General features: G+C 46.3%; 21 protein-coding genes. 3 read left to right on the top strand and 18 right to left on the bottom strand.

Annotated features, from left to right (window positions below):
- Window positions 1-97: 97 nt before the first annotated feature.
- Both KNO66_RS02835 and KNO66_RS02830 read left to right on the top strand, forming a co-directional pair.
- Window positions 98-1069 carry an asparaginase gene (locus KNO66_RS02835; protein ID WP_214740225.1) on the top strand — a complete coding sequence of 324 codons (972 nt, stop codon included), beginning with the start codon at window positions 98-100 and terminating at the stop codon, window positions 1067-1069.
- Window positions 1070-1118: 49 nt separating this feature from the next.
- Window positions 1119-2102, top strand: a complete 984-nt coding sequence (locus tag KNO66_RS02830) for a YpdA family putative bacillithiol disulfide reductase (protein WP_214742363.1) — start codon at window positions 1119-1121, stop codon at window positions 2100-2102.
- Window positions 2103-2140: 38 nt separating this feature from the next.
- Here KNO66_RS02830 and KNO66_RS02825 read toward each other — a convergent pair whose 3' ends face one another.
- The 7 genes from KNO66_RS02825 to KNO66_RS02795 form a co-directional block, all read right to left on the bottom strand.
- Entirely contained in the window at window positions 2141-3409 is a 1269-nt protein-coding gene (locus tag KNO66_RS02825; protein WP_214740223.1) for a Glu/Leu/Phe/Val family dehydrogenase, read from the bottom strand.
- Between the two features lie 146 nt (window positions 3410-3555).
- On the bottom strand, window positions 3556-4482 hold the full coding sequence (locus KNO66_RS02820; RefSeq protein ID WP_214740221.1) for a D-alanine--D-alanine ligase: 927 nt from the start codon (window positions 4480-4482) through the stop codon (window positions 3556-3558).
- Window positions 4483-4580: 98 nt separating this feature from the next.
- Window positions 4581-5159 carry an adaptor protein MecA gene (locus tag KNO66_RS02815; protein ID WP_214740219.1) on the bottom strand — a complete coding sequence of 193 codons (579 nt, stop codon included), beginning with the start codon at window positions 5157-5159 and terminating at the stop codon, window positions 4581-4583.
- A gap of 60 nt (window positions 5160-5219) precedes the next feature.
- Complete coding sequence (locus tag KNO66_RS02810; RefSeq protein WP_214740211.1) at window positions 5220-6083, bottom strand: MerR family transcriptional regulator; 864 nt, start codon at window positions 6081-6083, stop codon at window positions 5220-5222.
- Between the two features lie 129 nt (window positions 6084-6212).
- Complete coding sequence (locus KNO66_RS02805) at window positions 6213-6413, bottom strand: hypothetical protein (RefSeq protein WP_214740209.1); 201 nt, start codon at window positions 6411-6413, stop codon at window positions 6213-6215.
- A gap of 41 nt (window positions 6414-6454) precedes the next feature.
- Window positions 6455-7882: a RecQ family ATP-dependent DNA helicase gene (locus tag KNO66_RS02800; protein ID WP_353048490.1), complete on the bottom strand. Its 1428-nt coding sequence runs from the start codon at window positions 7880-7882 to the stop codon at window positions 6455-6457.
- Complete coding sequence (locus KNO66_RS02795) at window positions 7866-8888, bottom strand: YpbB family protein (protein WP_214740205.1); 1023 nt, start codon at window positions 8886-8888, stop codon at window positions 7866-7868. The genes KNO66_RS02800 and KNO66_RS02795 overlap by 17 nt, the downstream gene beginning before the upstream one ends.
- Before the next feature lie 143 nt (window positions 8889-9031).
- Here KNO66_RS02795 and KNO66_RS02790 point away from each other — a divergent pair, with 143 nt between their 5' ends.
- Window positions 9032-9280, top strand: coding sequence for a ferredoxin (locus KNO66_RS02790; protein WP_214740203.1), 249 nt, complete (start codon window positions 9032-9034; stop codon window positions 9278-9280).
- Between the two features lie 161 nt (window positions 9281-9441).
- On the opposite strand, the gene KNO66_RS02785 is transcribed toward KNO66_RS02790, so the two are convergent.
- The 11 genes from KNO66_RS02785 to KNO66_RS02735 form a co-directional block, all read right to left on the bottom strand.
- On the bottom strand, window positions 9442-10401 hold the full coding sequence (locus KNO66_RS02785) for an ABC transporter permease (RefSeq protein WP_214740201.1): 960 nt from the start codon (window positions 10399-10401) through the stop codon (window positions 9442-9444).
- Window positions 10398-11462, bottom strand: coding sequence for an ABC transporter permease (locus tag KNO66_RS02780; RefSeq protein WP_214740199.1), 1065 nt, complete (start codon window positions 11460-11462; stop codon window positions 10398-10400). The genes KNO66_RS02785 and KNO66_RS02780 overlap by 4 nt, the downstream gene beginning before the upstream one ends.
- On the bottom strand, window positions 11459-12985 hold the full coding sequence (locus KNO66_RS02775; protein ID WP_214740197.1) for an ABC transporter ATP-binding protein: 1527 nt from the start codon (window positions 12983-12985) through the stop codon (window positions 11459-11461). Before KNO66_RS02775 ends, KNO66_RS02780 begins: the two co-directional genes overlap by 4 nt.
- 62 nt (window positions 12986-13047) lie before the next feature.
- Window positions 13048-14133: a BMP family lipoprotein gene (locus tag KNO66_RS02770; RefSeq protein WP_214742362.1), complete on the bottom strand. Its 1086-nt coding sequence runs from the start codon at window positions 14131-14133 to the stop codon at window positions 13048-13050.
- 130 nt (window positions 14134-14263) lie between these two features.
- Window positions 14264-14983, bottom strand: coding sequence for a GntR family transcriptional regulator (locus KNO66_RS02765; RefSeq protein WP_214740195.1), 720 nt, complete (start codon window positions 14981-14983; stop codon window positions 14264-14266).
- A 402-nt stretch (window positions 14984-15385) separates the two neighbouring features.
- A complete protein-coding gene (locus tag KNO66_RS02760; protein ID WP_214740192.1) occupies window positions 15386-17593 on the bottom strand; it encodes a DNA translocase FtsK in 2208 nt (735 codons plus the stop codon).
- Between the two features lie 61 nt (window positions 17594-17654).
- Window positions 17655-19322, bottom strand: a complete 1668-nt coding sequence (locus KNO66_RS02755) for a ribonuclease J (protein ID WP_214740190.1) — start codon at window positions 19320-19322, stop codon at window positions 17655-17657.
- Window positions 19323-19416: 94 nt separating this feature from the next.
- The gene (locus KNO66_RS02750) at window positions 19417-20070 is read right to left on the bottom strand and encodes a M15 family metallopeptidase (protein ID WP_214740188.1); all 654 of its coding nucleotides are present in this window, start codon (window positions 20068-20070) and stop codon (window positions 19417-19419) included.
- Complete coding sequence (locus KNO66_RS02745; protein ID WP_214740186.1) at window positions 20067-21320, bottom strand: lipid II:glycine glycyltransferase FemX; 1254 nt, start codon at window positions 21318-21320, stop codon at window positions 20067-20069. Before KNO66_RS02745 ends, KNO66_RS02750 begins: the two co-directional genes overlap by 4 nt.
- Before the next feature lie 3 nt (window positions 21321-21323).
- Window positions 21324-22802: a UDP-N-acetylmuramoyl-L-alanyl-D-glutamate--2,6-diaminopimelate ligase gene (locus tag KNO66_RS02740; RefSeq protein ID WP_214740184.1), complete on the bottom strand. Its 1479-nt coding sequence runs from the start codon at window positions 22800-22802 to the stop codon at window positions 21324-21326.
- Between the two features lie 66 nt (window positions 22803-22868).
- Window positions 22869-24086, bottom strand: a complete 1218-nt coding sequence (locus tag KNO66_RS02735; protein WP_214740182.1) for a M16 family metallopeptidase — start codon at window positions 24084-24086, stop codon at window positions 22869-22871.
- Window positions 24087-24126 lie beyond the last annotated feature (40 nt).

The following is a 24126-nucleotide window of genomic DNA, read 5'->3' as shown; positions in this document are numbered from 1 at the left end:
TCCTTTCTTCCACTAGCATACACTGAATTGCTCGAAAGAAAAAGTGTAGAACCCCTAGAAAATGGTAATTTCCACAAAAATAATGAGGAGGACACATATGAACCATTTATTATTAATCCACACGGGCGGTACAATCGCCATGTCACAGTCCGGAACAGGTCACGTCGAACCGAGTGACGTCAACCCTATTGATGCGACACTACCGAAGGCGACGGACATCGCCCACATCACAACGAAGCATTTTTCGAACATCCCCTCGCCCCATATGACTCCTGAGAAGATGCTTGAATTGGCGCATTTCATCCAACGAGAACTGACACAAGACACGTATGATGGGGTCGTTATCACACATGGGACCGATACGCTTGAAGAGACCGCTTATTTCTTACAAATCACACTTGGGGCGCCGGTACCAATCGTTCTGACAGGCGCAATGCGATCCTCGAACGAGGTAGGTTCAGACGGAGAATTCAATTTAATCACTGCCCTACGTGTCGCAAAAAGCGAGGCAGCTCGTGGCAAAGGTGTGCTCGTCGTATTTAACGGTGAAATCCACTCGGCGTTTAACGTCACAAAAACACATACCTCGTCGGTCGATACGTTCAAGTCGGTCCATTTCGGAAATGTGGGTATGGTCACAAAGGACCACGTGCTCATCTATAGTCAACCGACAAACAGACAACCAAAAATGATTCCATCCATCTCAAAACGCGTTGCCGTCCTAAAAGTTGTAGCGGGAATGGAACCTGATTTGCTCGAGTCGGTGATTGCACTCGGATACGACGGACTCGTACTTGAAGTGCTGGGTCAAGGAAATGTTCCTCCTACCCTTTTGTCGGCGCTCAAACACCTAGTCGATGAAATCCCTGTGGTCATCGTCAGTCGTTGCTTTAATGGAATCGTTCAGGATGTTTATGGATATGACGGTGGCGGTAAACAGTTGAAAGAGATGGGCATCATTTTCTCGAACGGTTTAAATTCGCAAAAAGCCCGTCTGCGCCTCTTAGTCGAACTCGAGTCAGGTTCGAGCCAATCGGTGTTAGAACATAGTTTTAGCTTCCAGCAATAACCTTGCGCTCACGCGCTCCCTTTCCTACAATGAGCAAAGAGGTGATTTAATAGTGAATAAACAAGCGATTATCGTTGGGGCTGGCCCGTGTGGTCTTTCGGCCGCCATCGAACTAGAGAAGATTGGTGTATCTTGTACCGTGATCGAACGGGGAAACATTGTCGATGCCATCTATCGATATCCGACACACCAAACGTTCTTTTCATCTGCCACGCTTTTAGAAATCGGAGACATTCCGTTCATCTGTAAAGACTTAAAACCCCGGCGCCAAGATGCCCTTGTCTATTATCGAGAAGTCGTATCACGGACCGGTTTGAACGTCCATCCATTCGAGACTGTCGAATCAGTGGAAAAAATTAATGGACGATTTACTGTGACATCTAGACACGAACGACGTGGGGTGACGACTCGTGAAGCTGACTACGTGATTTTAGCCACAGGATATTATGGACGCCCTCGACTACTCGATGTACCAGGCGAATCCCTGCCTCACGTGCATCACTATTTCAATGAGGCGCACCCTTATTTCAAACAACATGTCACCATTATCGGAGGAAAGAACTCTGCAGTCGATGCGGCAATCGAACTAGAGAAAGCGGGCGCTTATGTGACGGTGCTTTATCGCGGCGATTCGTATAGCCCTTCCGTCAAGCCATGGGTTCTCCCAAACTTCGATTCGCTCGTTCGACATGAAAAAGTTCGCATGGAATTCGAGGCGACGATTGAACGAATCACGGAAGATGGCGTCTACTATCGTCAACAAGGTGAAGAAAAACATATCTACGCTGACCACGTGTTCGCGATGACCGGTTATCAACCGGACCATCATTTATTCGAGGACGCGGGCATTCTCGTTGATGAAGAGAGTGGAATTCCTTCATATGATGAAGAAACGTTCGAAACGAACGTGGAACATCTGTTCATCGCAGGCGTGGTGGCAGCAGGAAACGATGCCAATAAGATTTTTATCGAAAACGGACGCTTCCATGGGAAGGCAATTGCTGATACGATCGCAAATCGAATTAACGTATAAAAAAAGTTCGGTCAACAGATGTTGACCGAACTTTTTGATTATACCCATCCACGGAAACGAGATGCTTCCGCCATCTTACGTACGCCGACCATATAGGCGGCGAGACGCATATCGACTTTTCGTGCTGATGACGTATTGTATACGGTATTGAAGGAATGGACGAGTACTTTCTCGAGTTTTTCCTCGACTTCTTCTTCCGTCCAATAGTAACCTTGGTTATTCTGTACCCATTCAAAATACGACACCGTGACACCACCACTAGATGCCAACACGTCCGGCACGAGGAGAATCCCACGCTCGGTTAAGATTTTTGTCGCTTCATTCGTCGTTGGACCGTTTGCCGCTTCGACCACGATCGATGCTTTAATCGCGTCCGCATTGTCTTCTGTGATTTGGTTCTCGATTGCAGCAGGTACGAGAATGTCACAGTCGAGTTCTAGCATCTCTTTATTTGAGATCGTATTTTTAAACAATGTCGAAATCGTACCGAATGAATCACGACGATCTAACAAGTAAGGGATATCAAGACCGTTCTCATCATGGATGGCACCGTAAGCATCACTGACAGCAATTACTTTCGCTCCGGCATCGTGCATGAATTTCGAAAGGAAGCTACCTGCGTTCCCGAAACCTTGAACAACGACGCGTGCCCCTTTGAGTTCAATACCACGACGGAGTGCCGCTTCTCGAATCATGATGGCCACACCTTTTGCCGTTGCTGTCTCACGACCATGAGAACCCCCGAGGACAAGTGGCTTACCAGTAATGAATCCAGGTGAGTTGAATTCATCGATTCGACTATACTCATCCATCATCCATGCCATGATTTGCGAGTTCGTGAACACGTCTGGTGCTGGAATATCTTTCGTCGGTCCAACAATCTGACTGATGGCGCGAACGTAACCACGGCTCAACCGCTCAATCTCACGGAAACTCATTTCGCGTGGGTCACAGACGATTCCACCTTTCCCTCCACCGTAAGGTAAGTCGACGATTCCTGCTTTTAAGCTCATCCAAACGGATAATGCTTTTACTTCTACCTCCGTTACGCTTGGGTGGAACCGAATTCCCCCTTTTGTCGGTCCGACCGCATCATTATGTTGAGCGCGATAGCCTGTGAAAATCTTTGTTGAGCCATCGTCCATGCGAACAGGGATCCGAACGGTCAGCATGCGAAGCGGTTCTTTTAACAACTCGTACATCTCATCTGGATAGCCGAGTTTATCTAAAGCTTCGTGAATCACTTCTTGTGTCGATTCCAAGATGTTTTTTCGTTTTTGATGACCTTTTTCTTGATCCGTAATCATGAAGGTTTCCTCCCCTAAATTGTCAATTCTCCCCCAAGAATTAACCTCGTATTCGTTTAAAAGTATAGCCGATACGCGTTCAATTTGAAAGGGTTTTACAAAAATAATGAAAGCGTTTTCTTTTAGTGTGTATTCCTATACCTGTCTTATTTCGACTCACGTTCAAGTGCGAGCTCAATGAAGCGCTCTAATAGCTCACCATAAGAAATCCCCGCTGCTTTTGCACTATCGGGGAATAAGCTGAGTGGTGTCATCCCTGGTAACGTGTTTGTTTCTAGAATGTAGGCTTTTCCTGATTCTGAAACGAGGAAGTCGGAACGCGAATATCCAGAACAACCGAGTGCGCGGTGTGCCATGACTGCCGCCTGCTGAACCTCTTCCGTCAAGTCAGTTGAAATCTCTGCCGGACAGACATGAATCGAACCACCTTCTGTATACTTCGACTCATAGTCGTAAAACTCATTTTTTGGAATGATTTCAATAACTGGGAGCGCCTCTTCTTTCCCAAAGTTCCCGATGACGGGCACTGTCAATTCTTTTCCTTTGATGTACTGCTCGACCAGTACGGCTGAATCGCAGGCAAACGCCTTGTCGATCCCTTCACGTAACATCGCTTCGTCCATGGCAATCGTCAGTCCGTTTGATGACCCTTCTTGTGCCGGTTTAACGACACACGGGAACTCATCGCCCCATTCACTCACTTTTGCATCAATCAAATCAGTCGATTCGATCAACACATCGCGTGCGACACGGATGCCAGATGCCGCAAAAATGATTTTCGCTCTCGCCTTGTCCATTGCAAGGGCAGATGCCAAGACTCCTGATCCGGTATACGGGATCCCCGCCATTTCAAGCAGTGATTGTACGCGACCGTCCTCTCCATACTTTCCATGTAACGCGCTGATGACGACGTCGACATCTAATGTCAACAAATCACTCGCCCTTTCCGGATGAAAGTCGATTGCCGTGACCTCATGGCCTCGCTCTGTTAACGCTTCAATCATTCCTTGTCCGCTCGTGAGGGATACTTCTCGTTCTCCTGACACTCCACCATATAATACAGCGACTTTCATTCCAATCTCTCCTTCAACTAACTACTGAAAATTCAAGTCTAATCATAACACGGACATGCTAAAAACAATAGGAACAGAACAGTAAAAAAAAGCCGTACTCATGCGAATGCATCGTACAGCTCTTTAACGGCTTGTTCAGTTTGAATCGTCTTACCGTATTCCATCATGACGTACGGGCTGACCGTAGTCGTCTTCCCGTACTCAGACAAGATTGCCGCAAGTCGTTCTTCCACTTGTGAAGGAAGTACCTCGACGAAGTGAAGATAGTACCGACCGTTGTAATGATATAGTGTCCCGCCTTGTTCAGTTTCATGTATATGTGGGAATAGACGAATCGAAGCATTGATTACATCTTCAATGTCCTCGAACTGATAAATCAAGTGATGAATCACATCGATTGTCAATCGAATCTCAACCTGTTCGATATCGAGTTCGGCAATCGCTTCGCCTCTCTGAACATCGATGACAAGTCCGTCACGAGGAAACATCGTCACATTCAAATCAACTGCTCCTTGCGGAGAGAATCCGTATTCACTTTCTGCTGTTTCAAGCAATTCTTTCCACAGCTGTTGACCATTTTCCCCCACAATTGTATCAATGGCGATTCCACGTAACGAGAGTTCATTCGCAGTCACATATACACGAAGATGTTCTTTTGTTTGTTTTTCAAATCTCAATCGAAAACCTCCAGTGAATAGTCAATCCTAATAATAAGCTACTCCCGTTTTCATCCCGTGTCAAATAGTTGATAACCATTTTGTCCATTCTTCCGGTGTGTCGCCAAGAAATGCATCCTTAAATCGATTCCTTTCTAAACTAACCGCATATCCACCAGCCCCAATTTTTAAGCCAGGGTGCTCAGTTTGAATATATGCCATAGCCTCTTCTAGGTCGGGAATGTGATCGGTCAATGTACAAGCAAAAATAAGACAAGATGCATCGATATCATAAAGGGCTTTGCTCAGATCTTCTTTCGGAAACCCTGCACCGAGGAAAATGACATCATAACCGTGTTGACGTAAATAGAGGGTGACAAATAACAGTCCGATCTCATGCATTTCACCCGGGGCACAGACACATGTGACACGTGGCAAGAAAGGGTTCATCGGCATCTGAAGCGACAGCGTGGAAAGACGCGCCCGCAAAAAAGCCGTGGCGAAATGTTCGTGCGCGATTGTGATTGACCCATCTTCCCAACGTGTACCGATATCCATCAAAAGCGGTCCAATGATGTCCTTCGTCACTTTTTCAAAGCTGAACGTATTAAAGGCACGGTTGATTAAGTCATGAGCGGTACGTTCATCAAAAGAGAGAAGCGCCTGGAGCAACCCATCTTTTAATTCCTCATCATACAGTTTAGCGGAAGTAGGTTCAGGCTCCGGAGCCTGATGCAATTGCTGAATCGCCTGAGAGACACTCAAACCCTCTTTCTGCTTATCGACCACCCACTTGATTTTTTCGACATCCTGATCTGAATACAGGCGGTGACCAGACTCGGTTCGGCTCGGCACGATAAATTGATAACGGCGTTCCCATGCCCGAATGGTCGTTGGATTGACACCGGTCAACGTCGCGACTGTCTTGATGGAGTATTTCGGCATCTCCGCCCTCCTCTCTTACTCGTTCTAATAATATAAGTATATCCGCATTCAAACGAGTTTACCCCTTTTATTGTGCAATCGAGTACTTTTTGAATATAAAAAAGGCGCGAACGTTGTCCGCACCTTCCTTTAAAATATGGCGTGTCGCCCAATATATATGAAAATGAGAATAATCGCTAACATGGCGAACGTTAAAGTCATCGCCAATGGGCGCTTCATCCAGTTATCATTCAATTTTCTCTTTCGTTCGTGCTCTTGCCTCTCAGCTCGAGATGGCAACGTGTCCGCCAATTGATCACGAAGAGAATCTGCCTGATTCCGATGTCGCAACGGATGCCCTCCTTTACCTTTTTTATCATTTTACTATGATATTATTCAAAGGAAAAGATTTGCGTCAACCGAATTTTCCATTCTGTCACATTTTTTCGAACGATTGTCGGAGTATCTGGGAAATGAACGGGACCGCACACATCACAACATTCTTTTTGGTCGATTGTCGGCTCTGAAAAATAACGAAGCAAATAATCACGTCGACATGTACGGATGAGGGCATAATCCATCATCTGTCCGAGCTGTCGATAACGATCTCGTTTCCTTTCTTTTACCCAGTCAAGCGTCTCTTGAAGCGACCGTTCAGATAATAATTGCTTCAACAATAAGAACTTCGGATCTTCCTCATTCATCCGTAACATACGCTGTACCTGTTGTAAGGAGGTTCCGTTCTCGCGCTCAAAATAAGCCAATCGAATATCCTCGTCTTTCGGGTACTGTCCGTCGATTAAAAATTGCTGGATGCGCTCGTCTCCATCCGCATATAGAAGGACCGCGAATGCGGGTTGCCCGTCACGTCCCGCTCGTCCGATCTCTTGCATGTACGCTTCAACCGTGGCAGGTAATTGATAGTGAACGACCGAGCGTACATTATTTTTGTTCACTCCCATACCAAAGGCACTGGTACACACCATGACAGTAACTTCATTTCGTAAAAATTGCGACTGAACGAGTCGGCGATCTTCTGTCGACATGCCACCATGATAAAATAGTGCGTCCTCGAGTTCGAAAGCTAGCGCTTCGGCTTCACGGCGTGTCGCTGTATAGACGACAGCTGGTTTTGGAATTTCCTTCATCAACTCTTTTAGTCGTTCAAGCTTTTTCTCTTTTTCTAATCGTTCGACGATTAAGCGAATTTCAGGTCGATTGGCAGAATGAACGAATTGCTCGGGTGAAAACAACGCTAATTTTTCAATGATATCTTGTTTCACACTTTCCGGGGCTGTCGCCGTGACGGCCATGCATTGAGGACTGCCGATCTGTTTGCGCAATTCACCTAACCGTGCATACTCTGGTCGAAACTCATGGCCCCATTGTGAGATGCAGTGCGCTTCATCAATGACGAGCATTTGAATGTTCACATTCGCAAGTGCACGTGTTACATATGGGACGGCCAATTGCTCTGGAGATAAGTATAAAAAACGATATTTCTTTAATTGACTGATAATCTCATTCTTTTCTTCGGATGACTCCATCGATGTCAAACGGGCGACCCCTCGTTCTCCACGCTCTCTGATATGCAACATCTGATCTTCAATCAAAGACAGTAGCGGTGAGACAATCACCGTCAGTCCTGCGTTCTTAATGTAAGAAGGAAGTTGAAACGTCAACGATTTCCCTGCACCTGTCGGCATTACTGCCAACACATCTTGCCCTTCTACCGCAGCGTGAATGATGTCGTGTTGCCCCGGACGGAATGAATCATACCCAAACACTCGCTTCAGTGTTGATTCATACAAAGGTCTCACCTCGTTTCAGCCTTGCGAAGACAAGGCGTATTTGAAAGTAACTGACACTCCCCATCTCCTCAAAGATTGGTTTCAGTGCCCAACTCGTCGGCTGTCTCAGCTTTTCGATCGTCACGACGTCTTCCATCGCGACGAATTGCTCGAGTGGGAAGACATCTAAATACATCGCTAATTCCACAACATGATCTTCAATCGTACTCGTTCGTAGTCGTCGTGTCGCTTGGACTTGTTGAAACGAGTAACCTTTTAGAAATAATTCGTAGGATTCATGCGCAGAAAAAGTCATCTGATCCGAAGATAGACCGTACGTAAACCCTCTAAGTTTGGCATCTTCAGGCAACTGGATCAAGAGTTCATTCCAACCTGCTAAGAAGTAAAGCCGAGCCGTTTCTGCATCGACATCTAGCAATCCGGCAATTTGTTCATAAGTTAATCCAGTTTCAAACGCTCCAGTAAATCGATAGACGACTGCCGTCGCATAAGGATCGCCAATCCGTTCGAGAGCCTGTTCGATTTCTTGATGAAACGTCTGCATCAACGGCTTCCATTCTCGATCAAGTCTCAATAATTGTTTGACCCATTGCTCTGCCGGTCGATCGGCTTGTACAGGATAAAACGTTCGAGCGTGCTCTCTCGACATGAACGTTTGGACGAATAAACTTAATCGTTTCCACGTCGTCGCATTGTAATCCCGTCGTTGTCCCCCGAGACGGTTGAACAAATCTTCTACTGCTTCAGGTGATGAAATCAACTCTCCTGCTTCCGTCAGTTGAAATCGTTTCCGATCCAGCCATCCTCGTTTTTCAAGTGTCTTCAATGTTGTCTCGTACATATACGTCGTTTGCGGAAACTGTCCAAAAACAGGTTCTAAATCATAAAAGAACGCGTCCTGTAACGTTGTCGCTGATCGTTTCCCGTTCAAGACATGAAACAGGCTACGTTCACTTCGTTCTCCGTTTAAACGCTTGATGGCCAGCAATAGTACTCCATCCGCTAAATGAACCAAATCGTCACTTCCTTAAATAAATCATTATCCTACCAAAAAGACATTCGTTTCCTCATTGAAATAATTGGGTATGTAGACTACAATAACTCATAGTGAGTAGAATGACTTCTTAAGAGAAACGAACCGTTTGGAGGGTTATTATCATGGCAAAATTTACAATCGTTGATAAAGATACATGCATCGCATGCGGAGCTTGTGGCGCAGCTGCACCAGATATTTACGATTACGATGATGAAGGTCTTGCATTCAACTTGATGGACGACAACACAGGTACTGTTGAAATCCCTGATGAGTTATATGAAGACATGATGGATGCATTCGAAGGCTGCCCAACAGATTCGATCAAAGTGGCAGATGAATCATTCGAAGGCGACGCATTAAAATTTGAATAATCAATGAAAGACATATCGGTCAACTGACTGATATGTCTTTTTTCATGTCGAGGGGTTCCTTTTATATAGATTATGACATCCCTCACCAAGTATAACAAAAAAGGTTGTTTGGCTTAAGCGCCAAACAACCTGAACATAATGGACATATGTCCTATTTCTAATTACCGTTTCCCTTTAATATATGGGATACCGACAGACTTCGGTGCATCCGCACGACCGACGAGTCCAGCGAGTGCAAGGATTGTGAGCGCATATGGCGCGATCAAGAGGAGAAGCTGCGGCACGTTATTGATGACCGGCAAGTTACTTCCGATAATCGATAAGGCTTGTGCGAATCCGAAGAACAATCCGGCACCGAGCGCTCCAAGCGGGTTCCATTTACCGAAAATCATTGCGGCAATGGCTAAGAATCCTTGACCGACGATCGTCGTCCCACTGAAGTTCGTAGTAACTGTTACAGCATAGACCGCTCCGGCAAGACCACCAAAGGCACCAGAGAGCATGACACCCATGAAGCGCATTTTTGTGACGTTGATTCCCATCGTATCAGCTGCCATCGGATGTTCACCGACCGAGCGGAGACGAAGGCCAAACGGCGTCTTAAAGATGACGAACCAAACGACGAACGCCAAAGCGATTGCGACGAACGACGTGTACTGAACATTTATGAAGAACATTTTGAGTACAGGAATGTCCGATAAGAACGGGACGTTCTCTTTCGCGATACGATATTCGATAAAGTCGGTTTGTCCCTTATTGTAGAGAACTCGTACGACGAAGATAGCAAGACCGATCGCAAGCATGTTAATCGCGACACCGAGTACCGTCTGGTCCGCACGCCAAAGGATGGCTGGAACGGCCAAGAAGAGTGAGAACAACGCGCCGACCACCATCGCGACGAGTAACGCGATCCATGGACTCAACGCACCCGCTCCTAAATCAGTCAAAGTGAGCGTCGTGATGATCCCTGTCGCGGCACCGATGACCATGATTCCTTCAAGGGCGATGTTGACAACACCAGACCGTTCACTGAAAATTCCACCGAGCGCTGCGATAATGAGTGGAGTCGCATAGGCAAGTGCAACCGGTACGACAATGTAGAGTACTTCTAAGAAGCTCATTTTTTCTCCACTCCTTTCTTACGATTTCCTTTAAGTTTCTCAACAACATAGTTGATCGCATAACCAGATGCCACAAAGATAACAATGGCTGCGATGATGACTTTAACGAGCTCAGAAGGTACGTTCGCACCTAATTGCATCGCCAAACCACCAATGTTCAATCCTGCAAAGAGAATGGCGGCAAGCACGACACCGATTGCAGTGTTCGCACCGAGAAGGGCAACGGCGATCCCGTCGAATCCGACACCTGTGAACGATGCAGAGAGCGTCATACTACCGAATGTACCAAGGCCTTCCATTGCACCGGCAAGACCAGCGAACATTCCCGAGATGACAAATGACAAGACGATGTTTCGATTGACACTCATCCCTGCGTATTGAGACGCATGTTTGTTAAATCCAACCGCACGAAGCTCATATCCAAGCGTCGTCCGTTGAAGAATATAGTAATACACAATCGCAGCAAGGACGGCGATTAACACACCCCAGTGCAAGCGTGAATACGTTGTCAATTCTTGTAACCATGGTGATGCTAAAGATGCTGATTCTTTAACTGAATCGGTACGCTCATTCGTTACACCAATGACATTACGCAAAATGGCATTCGTCGTGTAAAGAGCGATATAGTTCATCATGATTGACGTGATGACTTCATGTACGTAGAACTTCGCTTTTAAGAAACCAGGAACGAACGCCCAAATTGCAGCTGCTACCATCGCCGCGAGGAGTGCAAGCGGCAAATGGAGGAACATCGGCAAGTCAAAGTTAATTCCGACATAAACTGCCGCGACCCAGCCAATCAATACTTGTCCTTCTACCCCGATATTAAAGAGTCCCGTACGGAACGCAAATGCGACCGCAAGACCGGAGAAAATCAGTGGTGCCGCTGCTCGTAACGTTTCCCCTACCGCATACGGACTACCAAACATCCCCTCGAACAACGAGATGAATCCTTGTACCGGATCATAGCCACCGATCAACATGACGATCGCTCCGACGAGAAGTCCTAAAATGATGGATAGGAGTGGAATGAGAAGTTGGTTTAAACTTAGTTTTTTCATTCTGTTTCGTCCCCTCTCTGACCGCCGGCCATCAAGAAGCCAAGTTCTTGTTCCGTCGTCTCTTTCGGATCACGAATCCCTACAATTTTTCCTTCATAGAGAACAGCAATACGGTCGGATACGTGTAAAATCTCATCAAGTTCGAATGAAATGAGGAGGACAGCACGTCCTTTTTCACGCTCTTTAATGAGTTGCTCGTGAATAAATTCAATCGCACCAACATCGAGACCACGCGTCGGTTGAGCGGCGATGAGTAAGTCTGGTGACCGATCGACTTCACGGGCGATAATGGCTTTTTGTTGGTTACCACCTGATAGGGCGCGTGCTGGAACATCGATCGATGGAGTTCGGACGTCAAACTTCTCAATCAATGCCTTCGCCTTCTCTGCAACCGCTTTATAATTCATCAAGCCCCGTTTTGAGAACGGTTCTTTGTAATACGTTTGAAGAACCATGTTGTCGCGGATTGAATAGTCGAGTACAAGCCCGTGCTTATGACGGTCTTGCGGAATGTGTCCAATACCAGCCTCTGTCATCTTACGCGGCGTATGGCCCGTAACATCTTGACCATTCAACATTACTTTACCTGATTCCGGTTTTTTAAGTCCGGTAATCGCCTCAATCAACTCGGTTTGACCATTTCCATCGATTCCGGCAATCCCCAATACTTCTCCTGCACGAATCTGTAGATCTAACCCTTCGACCACGCTTAATCCACGGCTGTCTTTAACGACGAGGTTTTGAACGTCAAGAACGACTTGTTGCGGATCCGCTTTCGAATACTCCGCGTCAAAGTTTACTTCACGACCAACCATCATTTCAGCTAAGCTGTCTTCATTGACCGTCTCGTCCACTTCGACCGTGCCGATATAACGACCGCGGCGAATGACCGTACAACGATCGGCAACTTGCATGATTTCCTTCAGCTTGTGTGTAATCAAGATGATTGACTTACCTTCAGCAATCAGACGTTTCATAATTTGGATAAGTTCTTGAATCTCTTGTGGTGTCAACACTGCCGTTGGTTCATCAAAAATCAAAATATCCGCTCCACGATAGAGCGTCTTCAAGATTTCTACACGCTGTTGCATACCGACTGAAATGTCTTCGATTTTTGCATCAGGATCGATTTTCAACCCGTATTGTTCTGAAATTTCCATGACCTTTTTACGAGCTGTATCACGATCGATCGTCATCCCACTTTTCGGTTCAAGACCAAGGATGATGTTCTCCGTGACTGTAAATTTTTCAACCAACATAAAGTGTTGGTGGACCATCCCGATTCCGAGATCGTTGGCGATATTCGGATTTTCAATATCTACTTTCTTCCCGTGTACGCGAATCTCTCCACCCTCAGGCTGGTAAAGACCGAATAACACGTTCATGAGCGTCGATTTCCCGGCTCCGTTTTCTCCTAACAGCGCATGGATTTCACCTTTGCGCAATTGGAGTGTGATATTGTCGTTCGCAACGAACGTACCGAACTCTTTGCGAATATTTAGCATTTCAATTACATATTCCAAGAAAGTTCACCCCTAACTTTAAGTAAAGGGAGACCACATGGGTCTCCCCCTAACTCAATGAATTATTTTACGTTTTTCATGAACTCTTCGAACTCAGCATCTGTTGCTGGTGCAGTGAGCTCACCATCAACCAACTGCTGACGGTATTCTTCAACTTTGTCGAGGATTTCTTTCGAAACGTGCTTGTCAGATGTTTCAGCGATTCCGACACCGTCATCTTTCAAACCGAACTCGATGATTTCACCAGCAGGGAACTTGCCGTCCATTGCTTGTTTCGAAACATCGTAAGTAGCCGTATCAACACGTTTAACCATTGAAGTAAGGGCTACATCTTCTGGGAGACCTTCTTCGTATTGGTCACGGTCAACCCCGATTACCCATACTTCTTCACCGTTCTTCTTACGGTTTTTCGCTTCTGTGAATACCCCTACACCCGTACCACCAGCTGCGTGATAGATGATGTCAGATCCTGAACCGTACATTCCTGAAGCAATCGCTGTACCTTTTTCAGCTGAGTTGAAGTCTTCAGCGTATTTCACGTCGATTGTCGCTTCTGGGTTTACAGCCATGACACCTGCTTTAAATCCGTTCTCGAATTTTTTGATCAAGTCAGATTCAACTCCACCTACGAAACCAACTTTATCTGTTTTTGTCGAGAGACCGGCAATGACACCAACGAGGAATGAACCTTCTTGCTCTTTGAACGTGATTGAAGCAACGTTAGGTGCATCCACAACCATATCTACGATTGCGAAGTTGCTATCTGGGAATTGTTCTGCAACTTTTTGAACGTCTTCAGCCATCAAGAAGCCGATTCCGTAGATCAAGTTGAAGTTGTCACGAGCCAATTGTTGCAAGTTTGGCTGATAGTCTGCTTGTTTTGCTGATTGAAGGTATTTGAATCCTTCGTTTTCAGTCAAGCTGTTGTCTTCACCAAACTTTTTGAGACCTTCCCAAGCAGATTGGTTGAATGACTTATCATCAACACCGCCTGTGTCCGTAACCATTGCAACTTTGAAGTCGCCGCCTTTGCCGCCATCACCGTTTGAAGATGAGCTTTCGTTGTCATCGCCACCGCATGCTGCGAGTACTGTAGAGAGTGTGAGTCCTGCTGCTAAAGCTGAGAGAATCGTTTTCTTTTTGTTCATCATCGTCGTGTTTCCCCTTTCGGTTCATAACAAAATTTGTTGTCATGTTATCAGTAGTCTTTACACCGGTATAAGAAAGCGCTTTCACGCTATTCCCCAAAAATAACTCTTCCGTTCAAAAACTGCTCGTTTAAACTCGTTTACGTACGACGTGGAAGTCGAATCGATCAGCGCGGAAAAAGTTGGCCGAATCGAGTAATGGTAAATCACTCTCATCATAATGCAATTGTTTTAAAGCAAGTAACGGTTGATCCGTTTGAAGTTGTGACGAAATTTCAGAGCTGACACTCGGTTCGATGTGCGTAATCGCATATGCGACTCGACGTCCTACCTCTTGTTCGAGAGAATCAAATAGAGACTTCCCTTCAGTCAACGCCTCAGGGTTCGAGACAAGATGGGCCGGCACTTTGTCGACACAATAGACGACCGGTGTGTCATCCGCATATCGAATTCGTACAATTCGATAAATCGGTGAGTTCGGCTCAATCTTGAGACGCTCGGCTTCTCTCTCTGTTGCCAACACTTTCTCGGCCACCAATACTTTCGTTCCCGGTGTCATTTTCGCTCGTGTGATCATATCAGTGACACTGAACAACTCTTCAATCCCTGAAGTGAATGGCGGTTTAGAACTAATGAATGTTCCCACACCATGTTTTCGCACGACAAATTTCTCGTCTTCTAGAATTCGGAGTGCTTCGCGAAGCGTCGCTCGACTAACTCCGAGTTGCTTCGACAGTTCGAATTCTGAAGGCAATTTCTCACCTTCACGATAGACACCAGCGTCGATATCTTGCTTAATTTTCTCAATCACTCGGAGGTAGAGCAATCGATGATCGAGCTTAATCGACATTGGCCTCACCACCTTTAATTTACTTACCAGTGCTCAGACATCTGACGTATGAATGTCCTTGCCAATATTAAGTATAGGGATTCAAGAATTAGAACGCAATAGTTTTTGTTCGGAATCAAGGAAATATTTTTTGTTTTTCGCTTGAACCGTACCTCTGAGTCCATTTTACCCTTTCTAACCGCAATTGAAAAACTTTTGTAAAATGTAAACGTTATTAAAAAATGTAAGCGTTTCAGCACTTTTTAATTGTATGTACCAATTTGATATATAGGTCATATGTGCTATATTACATTTATATTATAGCGAACCTCTCAGATTAGAGCGAATATTACCACAATCTTTAAAAGTAAATAAAAAGCGAACGATTATATATATCGATATATAATCGTTCGCTTTTTTCAATTATCCTTCTTGATCTTGAATGAGCACTTTCCTCGGTTTCGAGCCTTCTGATGGACCAACGTATCCCGCTTCCTCAAGGGAGTCAATCAAACGTGCCGCCCGATTATAACCAATTCGGAATCTCCGTTGAATCATCGATGTCGATGCCGTTTCTTGTGTCATGATGAATTGTACGACTTCTCCGAACAATGAATCATCAGAGTCGATTGTTGTTACTTCTTCTTCTTTTGGCATCATCGCCTCCACATATTGCGCACGTTGTTGGGCAATGACATGGTTGACGACTGTTTCGACTTCCTGGTCAGATACAAACGCTCCTTGGACCCGGACCGGTTTGTTCATTCCGTTCGCAAGCATCAGCATATCTCCTCGACCGAGCAGTTTCTCCGCCCCTCCACCGTCGAGAATCGTTCGTGAATCCGTTTGCGATGAGACGGCGAATGCGATTCGTGACGGAATATTCGCTTTGATGACACCGGTGATGACGTCGACAGACGGACGTTGTGTAGCAAGAACCATGTGAATACCTGCAGCTCGTGCCATTTGTGCGAGACGCATGATTGCATCCTCTACGTCATTTGATGCGACCATCATCAAATCTGCCAACTCATCCACGATGACGACGATAAACGGTAGCCGTTTTGCATCCTCGTCGTCGGATTGATCGACGAGTTCATTGTATCCTTCAATGTTTCGAACGCCGTATCGACTGAACAACTCATACCGTCTCTCCATCTCGGCAACGACTTGTTTCAGTGCCTGCGCTGCTTTTTTAGGATCCGTGACGACAGGGGTCAATAAATGCGGTACCCCGTTGTACACATTTAACTCGACCATTTTCGGGTCAATCATCATGAGTCGGACCTCATCTGGTCGAGAACGCATCAAGAGGGAGACGATCATGCCGTTGATACAGACGGATTTTCCTGACCCTGTCGATCCCGCCACAAGCAAGTGAGGCATTTTATTGAGCGAAATCCCGACCGTTTCTCCACTGATACTGCGACCGAGGGCGACGAGCAGTTTGGAATCATCTTGTTTGACCGGATCGGCTTCAAGTACTTCACGTAGACATACAGGCGCTACTTCTTGGTTTGGTACCTCGATTCCGATTGCTGCTTTCCCGGGAATCGGTGCTTCAATCCGAATATCTTTTGCAGCGAGTGCAAGTGCCAAATCGTCACTTAGCGAAGTGATGCGACTGACCTTCACACCGATATCCGGTTGTAATTCATATTTTGTGACGGTGGGTCCGAGGTGAATTTTTAACACTTTTACACCGACACCGAATGATTTAAGGGTTTTTACCAGCTTTGATGCATTTTCTTTTAGACGTGCATTTTCGCCAGATAAATCCGTAATGACTGGTTCTTTCAAATTTGAGAACGGTGGTAGTTCATATGTGTCTGAAACATTTTGAGCTGCCGTCATCATCATCTCTTCAGTCGAAATCGAAGTATCTCCTTCCGAATCAACGGACTCGATTGTTTCTGTTTCAACAGCACGCTTCTCCGCAACCACTTTTTCGCTAAAGCCAACGATCGGAATGTCATGCATCGTTACCGCATCCATATCCGACTCCGCTTCTGATACAGGTTCTGCTTTTGATTCGGTCGATTTAGGGGTTTTGGCCGTCTTTTTCGATTGAGTCGACGTAACCTTTTTCTCGGATTTCGGTCGCGATTGCCACTCATTTTTTATAGCGATGACGGATTCTTGCATACGTTTATATAGCGTCCCCCATATCGTGGGTATATAAAGGGAGACACCGACAATTAAACAAACGACACCGACAAAAACGATTCCGAAGTCTGAGAACAAGTACTGATTCAACTCATAGATGGCACCATTGATGCCACCGCGCTCCTCTCCCCAAAGTAAGTCACCAAACAATAAAAATGAGATGAACATCGCGAGTAGTCCTGCTCGTTGCATCGGCCTCATCGGATTGAGGAAAATCCATAATAGGATGGCTGTCATCAAATAGGTCAGCGCACCCCATCCTCCAAATATGTAATCAGAAAGTATCGATAACTGTTGACCGATCCAGCCTAAGTCAAATGAGGCAAATACGAATGCGACGATGGCGAGAATAAATAACCCCCATCCATATGTACGTGGCGCAATCGGTTGTGATTTCCGTTTTCTCGTATTTCGCGTTGCCGGTCGCTTTCGCTTCACGGGAGTTTTTCTTGTTTTTTGAGCCACTTCAGTTCCTCCTAAAAAAAGAAGGCAAAAGTCAGATGACTTTTGCCTCACTCACATATCATTAAATCTCCATGATGATCGGCAAGATCATCGGACGACGCTTCGTCTGTTCAAACAAGAAGACGCTTAGTCGCTCGCGGATATTTGATTTCAACTCGGTCCAATCACTGCCAGCTTGCAGACTCTTCTCAATCTGTTTCGTGACAATACGGTTAGCCTCTGAAATCATCTCTTCGGATTCACGCATATACACGAACCCGCGTGAAATGAGTTCAGGTCCTGAAATCAATTTCTTCTGTTTCCGGTTCAACGTGACGACGCAAAGGACGACCCCATCTTGTGACAACAAGCGACGGTCGCGAAGAACGATGTTTCCAACGTCACCAACACCGATTCCGTCAATCAACACGTTACCGGCAGGAACTTTCCGGCTCATGCGTGCCTTACGACCGGTAAATTCAACGACATCTCCTTTTTCCACGATAAAGATGTTGTTTGGCTTAACACCTACTTGCTCTGCAAGTTTCGAGTGCGCCATTTGCATTCGATATTCACCGTGAATCGGTAAGAAGTATTTCGGTTTGACGAGGTTGAGCATCAGTTTCAATTCTTCAGCCGAACCATGTCCAGATACGTGAACTTTACGTTGATTGTAAATGACGTTCGCCCCAGAACGGAACAGAAGGTCAATCGTTTTTGAAACCGACTTCTCATTTCCTGGAATCGGTGTCGCTGCGATGACGACCGTGTCGTTCAAACGAATGTTGACTTGTTTATGGGCGTTACGAGCCATACGTGTCAATGCCGCCATCGGTTCCCCTTGTGAGCCAGTCGTTAAAATGACGACTTTGTTGTCCGGAAGACGGTTCACTTGCGACAATTCAACGAGTGTCTTCGCCTTGAAGCGTAAGTAGTTCAACTTCTGCGCGACTTCGACGATGTTGACCATACTACGACCCACGACCGCGACTTTACGATCATTCGCTTCCGCCGCCGCAAATACTTGCTGGAGGCGATGCACGTTCGATGCGAACGATGCCACGATGACACGACCTTCGGCTTGATAGATCACATCGTTCAATTCTGCTCCAACAATCGACTCAGAGCCGGTTTGACCCGGTCGCTCAGCATTTGTCGAATCCGAAAGGAGCGCAAGAACACCACGTTGTCCGATTGCCGCTAACTTATTGAAGTCGGATTGTTTACCATCGACAGGCGTGTAATCAAACTTGAAATCTCCGGTATGGACGATCGCACCTTGAGACGTTTGAATACAGACGCCGACACAGTCGGGAATCGAGTGATTGACGCGGAAAAACGTGATGAGATGATCAGCGATAGTCAATTTCGTTTTGGCATCAATCATACGAAGGTCGACTTCTTTCAACAAACCGGCCTCTTTTAATTTCAATTCAATTAACCCGAGCGTTAATTTCGTTCCGTACACAGGAACATGTTTCAAGTCACGTAAGACGTAGCTGAGTCCACCGATATGGTCTTCGTGACCATGCGTGATGAAAATCGCTCGTACGCGATCTTTATTTTCTTTTAAATACGTGATGTCTGGGATGACGATATCAATCCCGAGCATCTCATCGCCTGGAAACATGAGACCGGCATCGATGACGAAGATGTCGTCGTCTAGCTCCACGACGTACATGTTCTTCCCGATTTCGCCTACGCCTCCAAGCGCAAAGACGCTAATATTCTCTGTCTTCTTTTTTGACACTAACAAAAACCTCCTAATTGTTTCATATTCTGTTTCGTCCCTTATCGCTACTGAATATTGTAGCGGAAAACGGCTTCATTGCCAACATTTCCGTTCAATCTAGTAGAGGTTTTAGTGTATCGGCAAGCGGCATGGTCGCATCTTGGTCGGGACGTTTCCCTGCATTCAGCTGTCGAAGTGATAAACCGAAGTCCATTTGAAGGTGAGGATAATCAGGAAATGAGTTCCAATCGCCTCCCCATTCAAAACCGAGGGCTTTCCCCAACTCACCGAGCTCTTGCCAGTCTGGTACATCATTGCGATTACGGTCAGCGTTTAAATCATAATCCGCTTTGTTGTTATGGATGATGACGAAATCGACGGCTAGCCCGTAGTTGTGGTAGCTTTGTCCCGCTTTCGCATTCGTCACGACTTGTCCAGGTTTAGACCTTCCTTGGGCGTACAGGGCATTTTGCTCTTTGGCCGAACGATATCCTGATGTGAGTCGCACTTCTAAGTCCAAGCATGAATGGGCCAATCGTACAAATGAAACACCTCGATTGACAACCTCTGGATGCAACTGATCAAATTCAATCTTCGTCTTTGCCAAGATCGCGTTTTCCGCTTCGACATCACGAACACACATATCCGCTTCAAACGTCGGTTCATCCACCCATGGTACGGGCCCGGGCCGCATATAAAAGTAAGCGAGTGTAATACCGATTAGAAAGGCGACCATCGCAAGTGATAACACGCCTGTCCATCTCATCTTCTAAACCGTTTACGCAAACCTTTAAGGATGGGCAATCCTTTTTCAAGCGCCATGTACAAAGGACGGTTTAATACGAGGTCAAATTCTCCAACTTTTTCAATCATGTCACTGCCCCATCCGGACTTGAACGCGTACAGACCCGCATATTCATCATCCGGTTCCGTGCTTCCAGAAACTCCTCCGAAATCATAACGCTCGGCTCCGCTTTCTTTTGCAGCTTTCATCATCGTCCACTGCATCAAATGGTTCGGCATAAATTCGCGGAACTCATTCGATGAGGCTCCGTATAAGTAGTACGAGCGTCGTCCGGCGAGCGTCAGCAGTCCGCCAGACAACACTAAACCGTTCGGATAAGTCTGATCGAGTTCGACGAGTTCAGGCAAGGCCTGTTCTGCTTTTTGAATTTGGGCCTCTGTCTGCTCTTTACGATTTAAAAGACTCGTTCGTTTCTTTTCAATCGTCTCCTTTTCTAGCCCACGTTCAATTTTCTCCAACTCTTTTTTTGCTTTCTCAAGCGTTGCTTGCTGTTGCTCAAGCGCAATTTTAGGTTCAAGTTTTGTCAAAAATAGACGAGCATCCCCCGGTTGGAGACAGTCATATAGATTCTCAAAATAATCAAGCCCTCGAATGGCAAAGCCATCACGCTCGCCTGTCACTTTCATCAAATCGGCAAATGTTTTGAGCCCGTCACGACCAACTTCTGAACAAACAATCCCTTTTTTCTCCGCTAAGCGAACATTGTAACGGAACTTATGATGAAACTTCGCAAAAATCTCTTTTTCACTTGGTCGTAAATCCGTTTCCATGGTGAACCGAGGTTGAGCGTAGTCAAAGCCACCACCGTACCCTTTATGTGTGAACCCTAGGACATCCATTTCAGTCAATAGGCCTGGTAACTCATCACGGTCGATGTTCGGATCAATTTTAATCACGATGGCTTTCTGTGCTGTCGCAACACGCTTCGCTTCATTCACAAGTTCCTGTAACGATGCCAAGTCGTCATAATCAACGACAAACCCTCGTGGCGCATAGCACAATGTGTATGGGAGTTTCGGGACGCGCTTGAATAACAGCAATGCCGCACCAGTCGTCACCCCATCGCGTCCTACTGCGACACGTTCTGATGTCCATCCATTCTGTCGCTTCACATCTCCCCAACTAGACAGTTGTAAGAGGTCGCCACGATCATGTGTCTTGACGAATTCATCATGTTCTGTTCTTGTCAACGTAATTGGTTGTACTGCCATAAATCAAGCTTCCTCCGTATTCAAAATGGTCGCTCGAACAATCGCCTCTTCGTCGAGCGGCATTTTTTCATTTCCGATAATTTGATACTTCTCGTGCCCTTTTCCAGCCAACACGATAATATTATCCGGTTTGGCCAAGGTCGCTGCGTATCGAACCGCTTCTTCACGATCTCCAATCTCAACAAAGTTGTCATGGGTCATTCCGGACGCAATCCCTTTTGTGATGGACTCATACGCTTCAAAGCGCGGGTCGTCCGTTGTGACGATGACCGTACCAGCGTAGGTCGACGCCATCTCTCCCATCGCCGGACGTTTCGTCACGTCACGGTTTCCGCCGGTACCGATTAAAAAGACGATCTTCTCTTTCGGTACACCGACGAGTGATTTTAAACATTGTTCGATGCCATCGGGTGTATGGGCATAATCGGCATATACGTTATAACCTGGAACATCCAAGCGTTGCATCCGCCCCTTAGCAGGATGAATCACTTCAAGCGCTTTAGCGATGCGATCTAATGAATACCCTGCAGCGAGAAGACACCCGGTCGCAAGCAACAAATTGTACACGTTGAAACGACCGATGAACTGAACCGTCACCGGAAGTTTCGTACCTTGGTAATTTAACGTAAAGCTAGTCTGAGACAACGTCTGTTCAATGTCCGTTGCCATCAAGTCTGCTTGCGTATCAATCCCATAAGTTAATACTTTCGCACCTGTCATCATCTCATAAAGAGGCGTTTGTGCATCATCCGCGTTCAAAACAGCTACCTTCCCACGCGAGGCCATTTGACCAAGTTGAGCAAACAATAACCCTTTTGCGCGTGCATAGTTTTCAAACGTCCCATGAAAATCTAGATGATCGTGCGTCAAGTTCGTGAATCCAACGATGTCGAAATCCGTTCCGATGACACGTCCGAGCTCGAGACCGTGTGACGACACTTCCATCATCACATCTGTCACGCCTTCGTCGCGCATTTGCGCCAACAACTGTTGAAGTTCCGAACTTTGAGGCGTCGTATTTTTACTCGGGACGATTTTGTCGTTGATCCGTACCTCGACGGTCCCAATCAATCCTGTCGAATGACCGAGAACATCGAGGACGTCACGTAAAATCGTCGTCGTCGTCGTTTTTCCATTCGTCCCCGTAATTCCGAATAGTCGCATCTGTTCCGAAGGATATGCATAAAAGGCCGAAGCCAATAACCCAATTGAACGCGAGCTATCTCGCACAATCAGGTTTGGCACTGACAGGTCGAGCGGTCGTTCGCTAACGACTGCCACCGCGCCTCGCTCTACCGCTTGCGCCGCATATTCATGCCCATCCACCGTATAGCCTTTGATGGCGACAAACAGCGTTCCCGGCACAACTTCTCGCGAGTCCGTCGTCACATGCGTCACGACGATGCCTTCTAGATTTGGTTGATTAATTAATTGTATCGTCTTCACTAAATCCGTTAAGTTCAAGTCTTTCCCTTCTTTCACCTGTATCCTATCCAAACTAAAGAATACCTCTTAATCAGTGTAGAGAACTTACAATTCGGTTTCAAGTCACGCTTCGTTTGGGAGGACGTATGACTTCGCTGGGCGATGGCTCAACACCTCACGAATCAATGCATTGACCTCATCGCGTTCAATCCGTTCTACTTTCGCAATCACTTGTTCTATCGGCTCGACTTCATCGAGAAGTAGCAAGTTCCGTCCGTTCCGGTTCATACGGGCACTCGAACTTTCATTCCCAAGAGCGATCGACCCTTTCAATTGTCGCTTGCCTTTGTCTACTTCCTCAGCAGTCAAACCGTCGGCGACAAGTCGCTTCATCTCTCTCTCTAGGATGACTTCGACTTGTTCCAACGTATCCGGCGACGTACCGACGTATATGGTAAACGTACCGTGATCGGAAAACGTCGTGTAATAGGAGTAAATGGAATAAGCCAAGCCCTCTTCTTCACGGATGGACTGGAACAAACGCGAAGACATCGTCGCGCCGATTGCGTTGTTCATCAATGCCAAATGAGGCAATCGATCGTCCGTCGCCGGAATCGCTTCGTAGTTCCAGCAGAGATGCGCTTGTTCCGTTTCCTTATGTTTCGTCAATGTGTCATGGAACAGTTCCGGTTGATTGATTTCTTTCGACGATTCCCTAGAAGGGATGTGGGCAAACCTTTGTTTGACTTCCTCCACCAAATCTTCAGAGACATGTCCTGCGATGGAGACAACGATTTCTTCAGCCACATATCGTTCTTTTAAATAGTCGACGAGCTGGTCGCGTGTCAATCGGTTGACACTCTCCTCCGTCCCTAGAATCGGTTGAGCGAGGATATCGTCACGATACGCCGCAACGGCCAATAATTCATGTACGAGGTCTTCTGGCGTATCCTCATACATTTTGATTTCTTCCACGACAACACGTTTCTCTTTTTCTAGTTCTGTCTCATCGAGTACCGACTCAAACAACATATCTGTCAGTACGTCGAGCGCCATGACCGCATGTTCATCGAGCGTTTTCACGTAAAAGCACGTATGGTCCTTCGAGGTAAAGGCGTTGACACTTCCACCGAGCTCATCGAAAAAGGAAGCAATCTCTTTTGCGCTTTTCGTTGCAGTTCCCTTAAATAACATATGTTCAATCAAATGACTGATGCCGATGTTCTCAAATGTTTCTGTACGTGTCCCTGCTTTTATGAATACCCCGGTCGAAGTACTAAGCGAACCTTCGATTGGTTCGACGATGATCCGGATACCGTTCTCTAATGTCATCCATTCCATATTCTCACTCCTATGAAAAAGGCCATCGCACCAAGACGAT

The sequence above is a fragment of the Exiguobacterium sp. s48 genome (assembly GCF_018617395.1).
Classification (GTDB): Bacteria; Bacillota; Bacilli; order Exiguobacteriales; family Exiguobacteriaceae; genus Exiguobacterium.
This window is presented reverse-complemented; position numbering and strand designations above follow the sequence as displayed.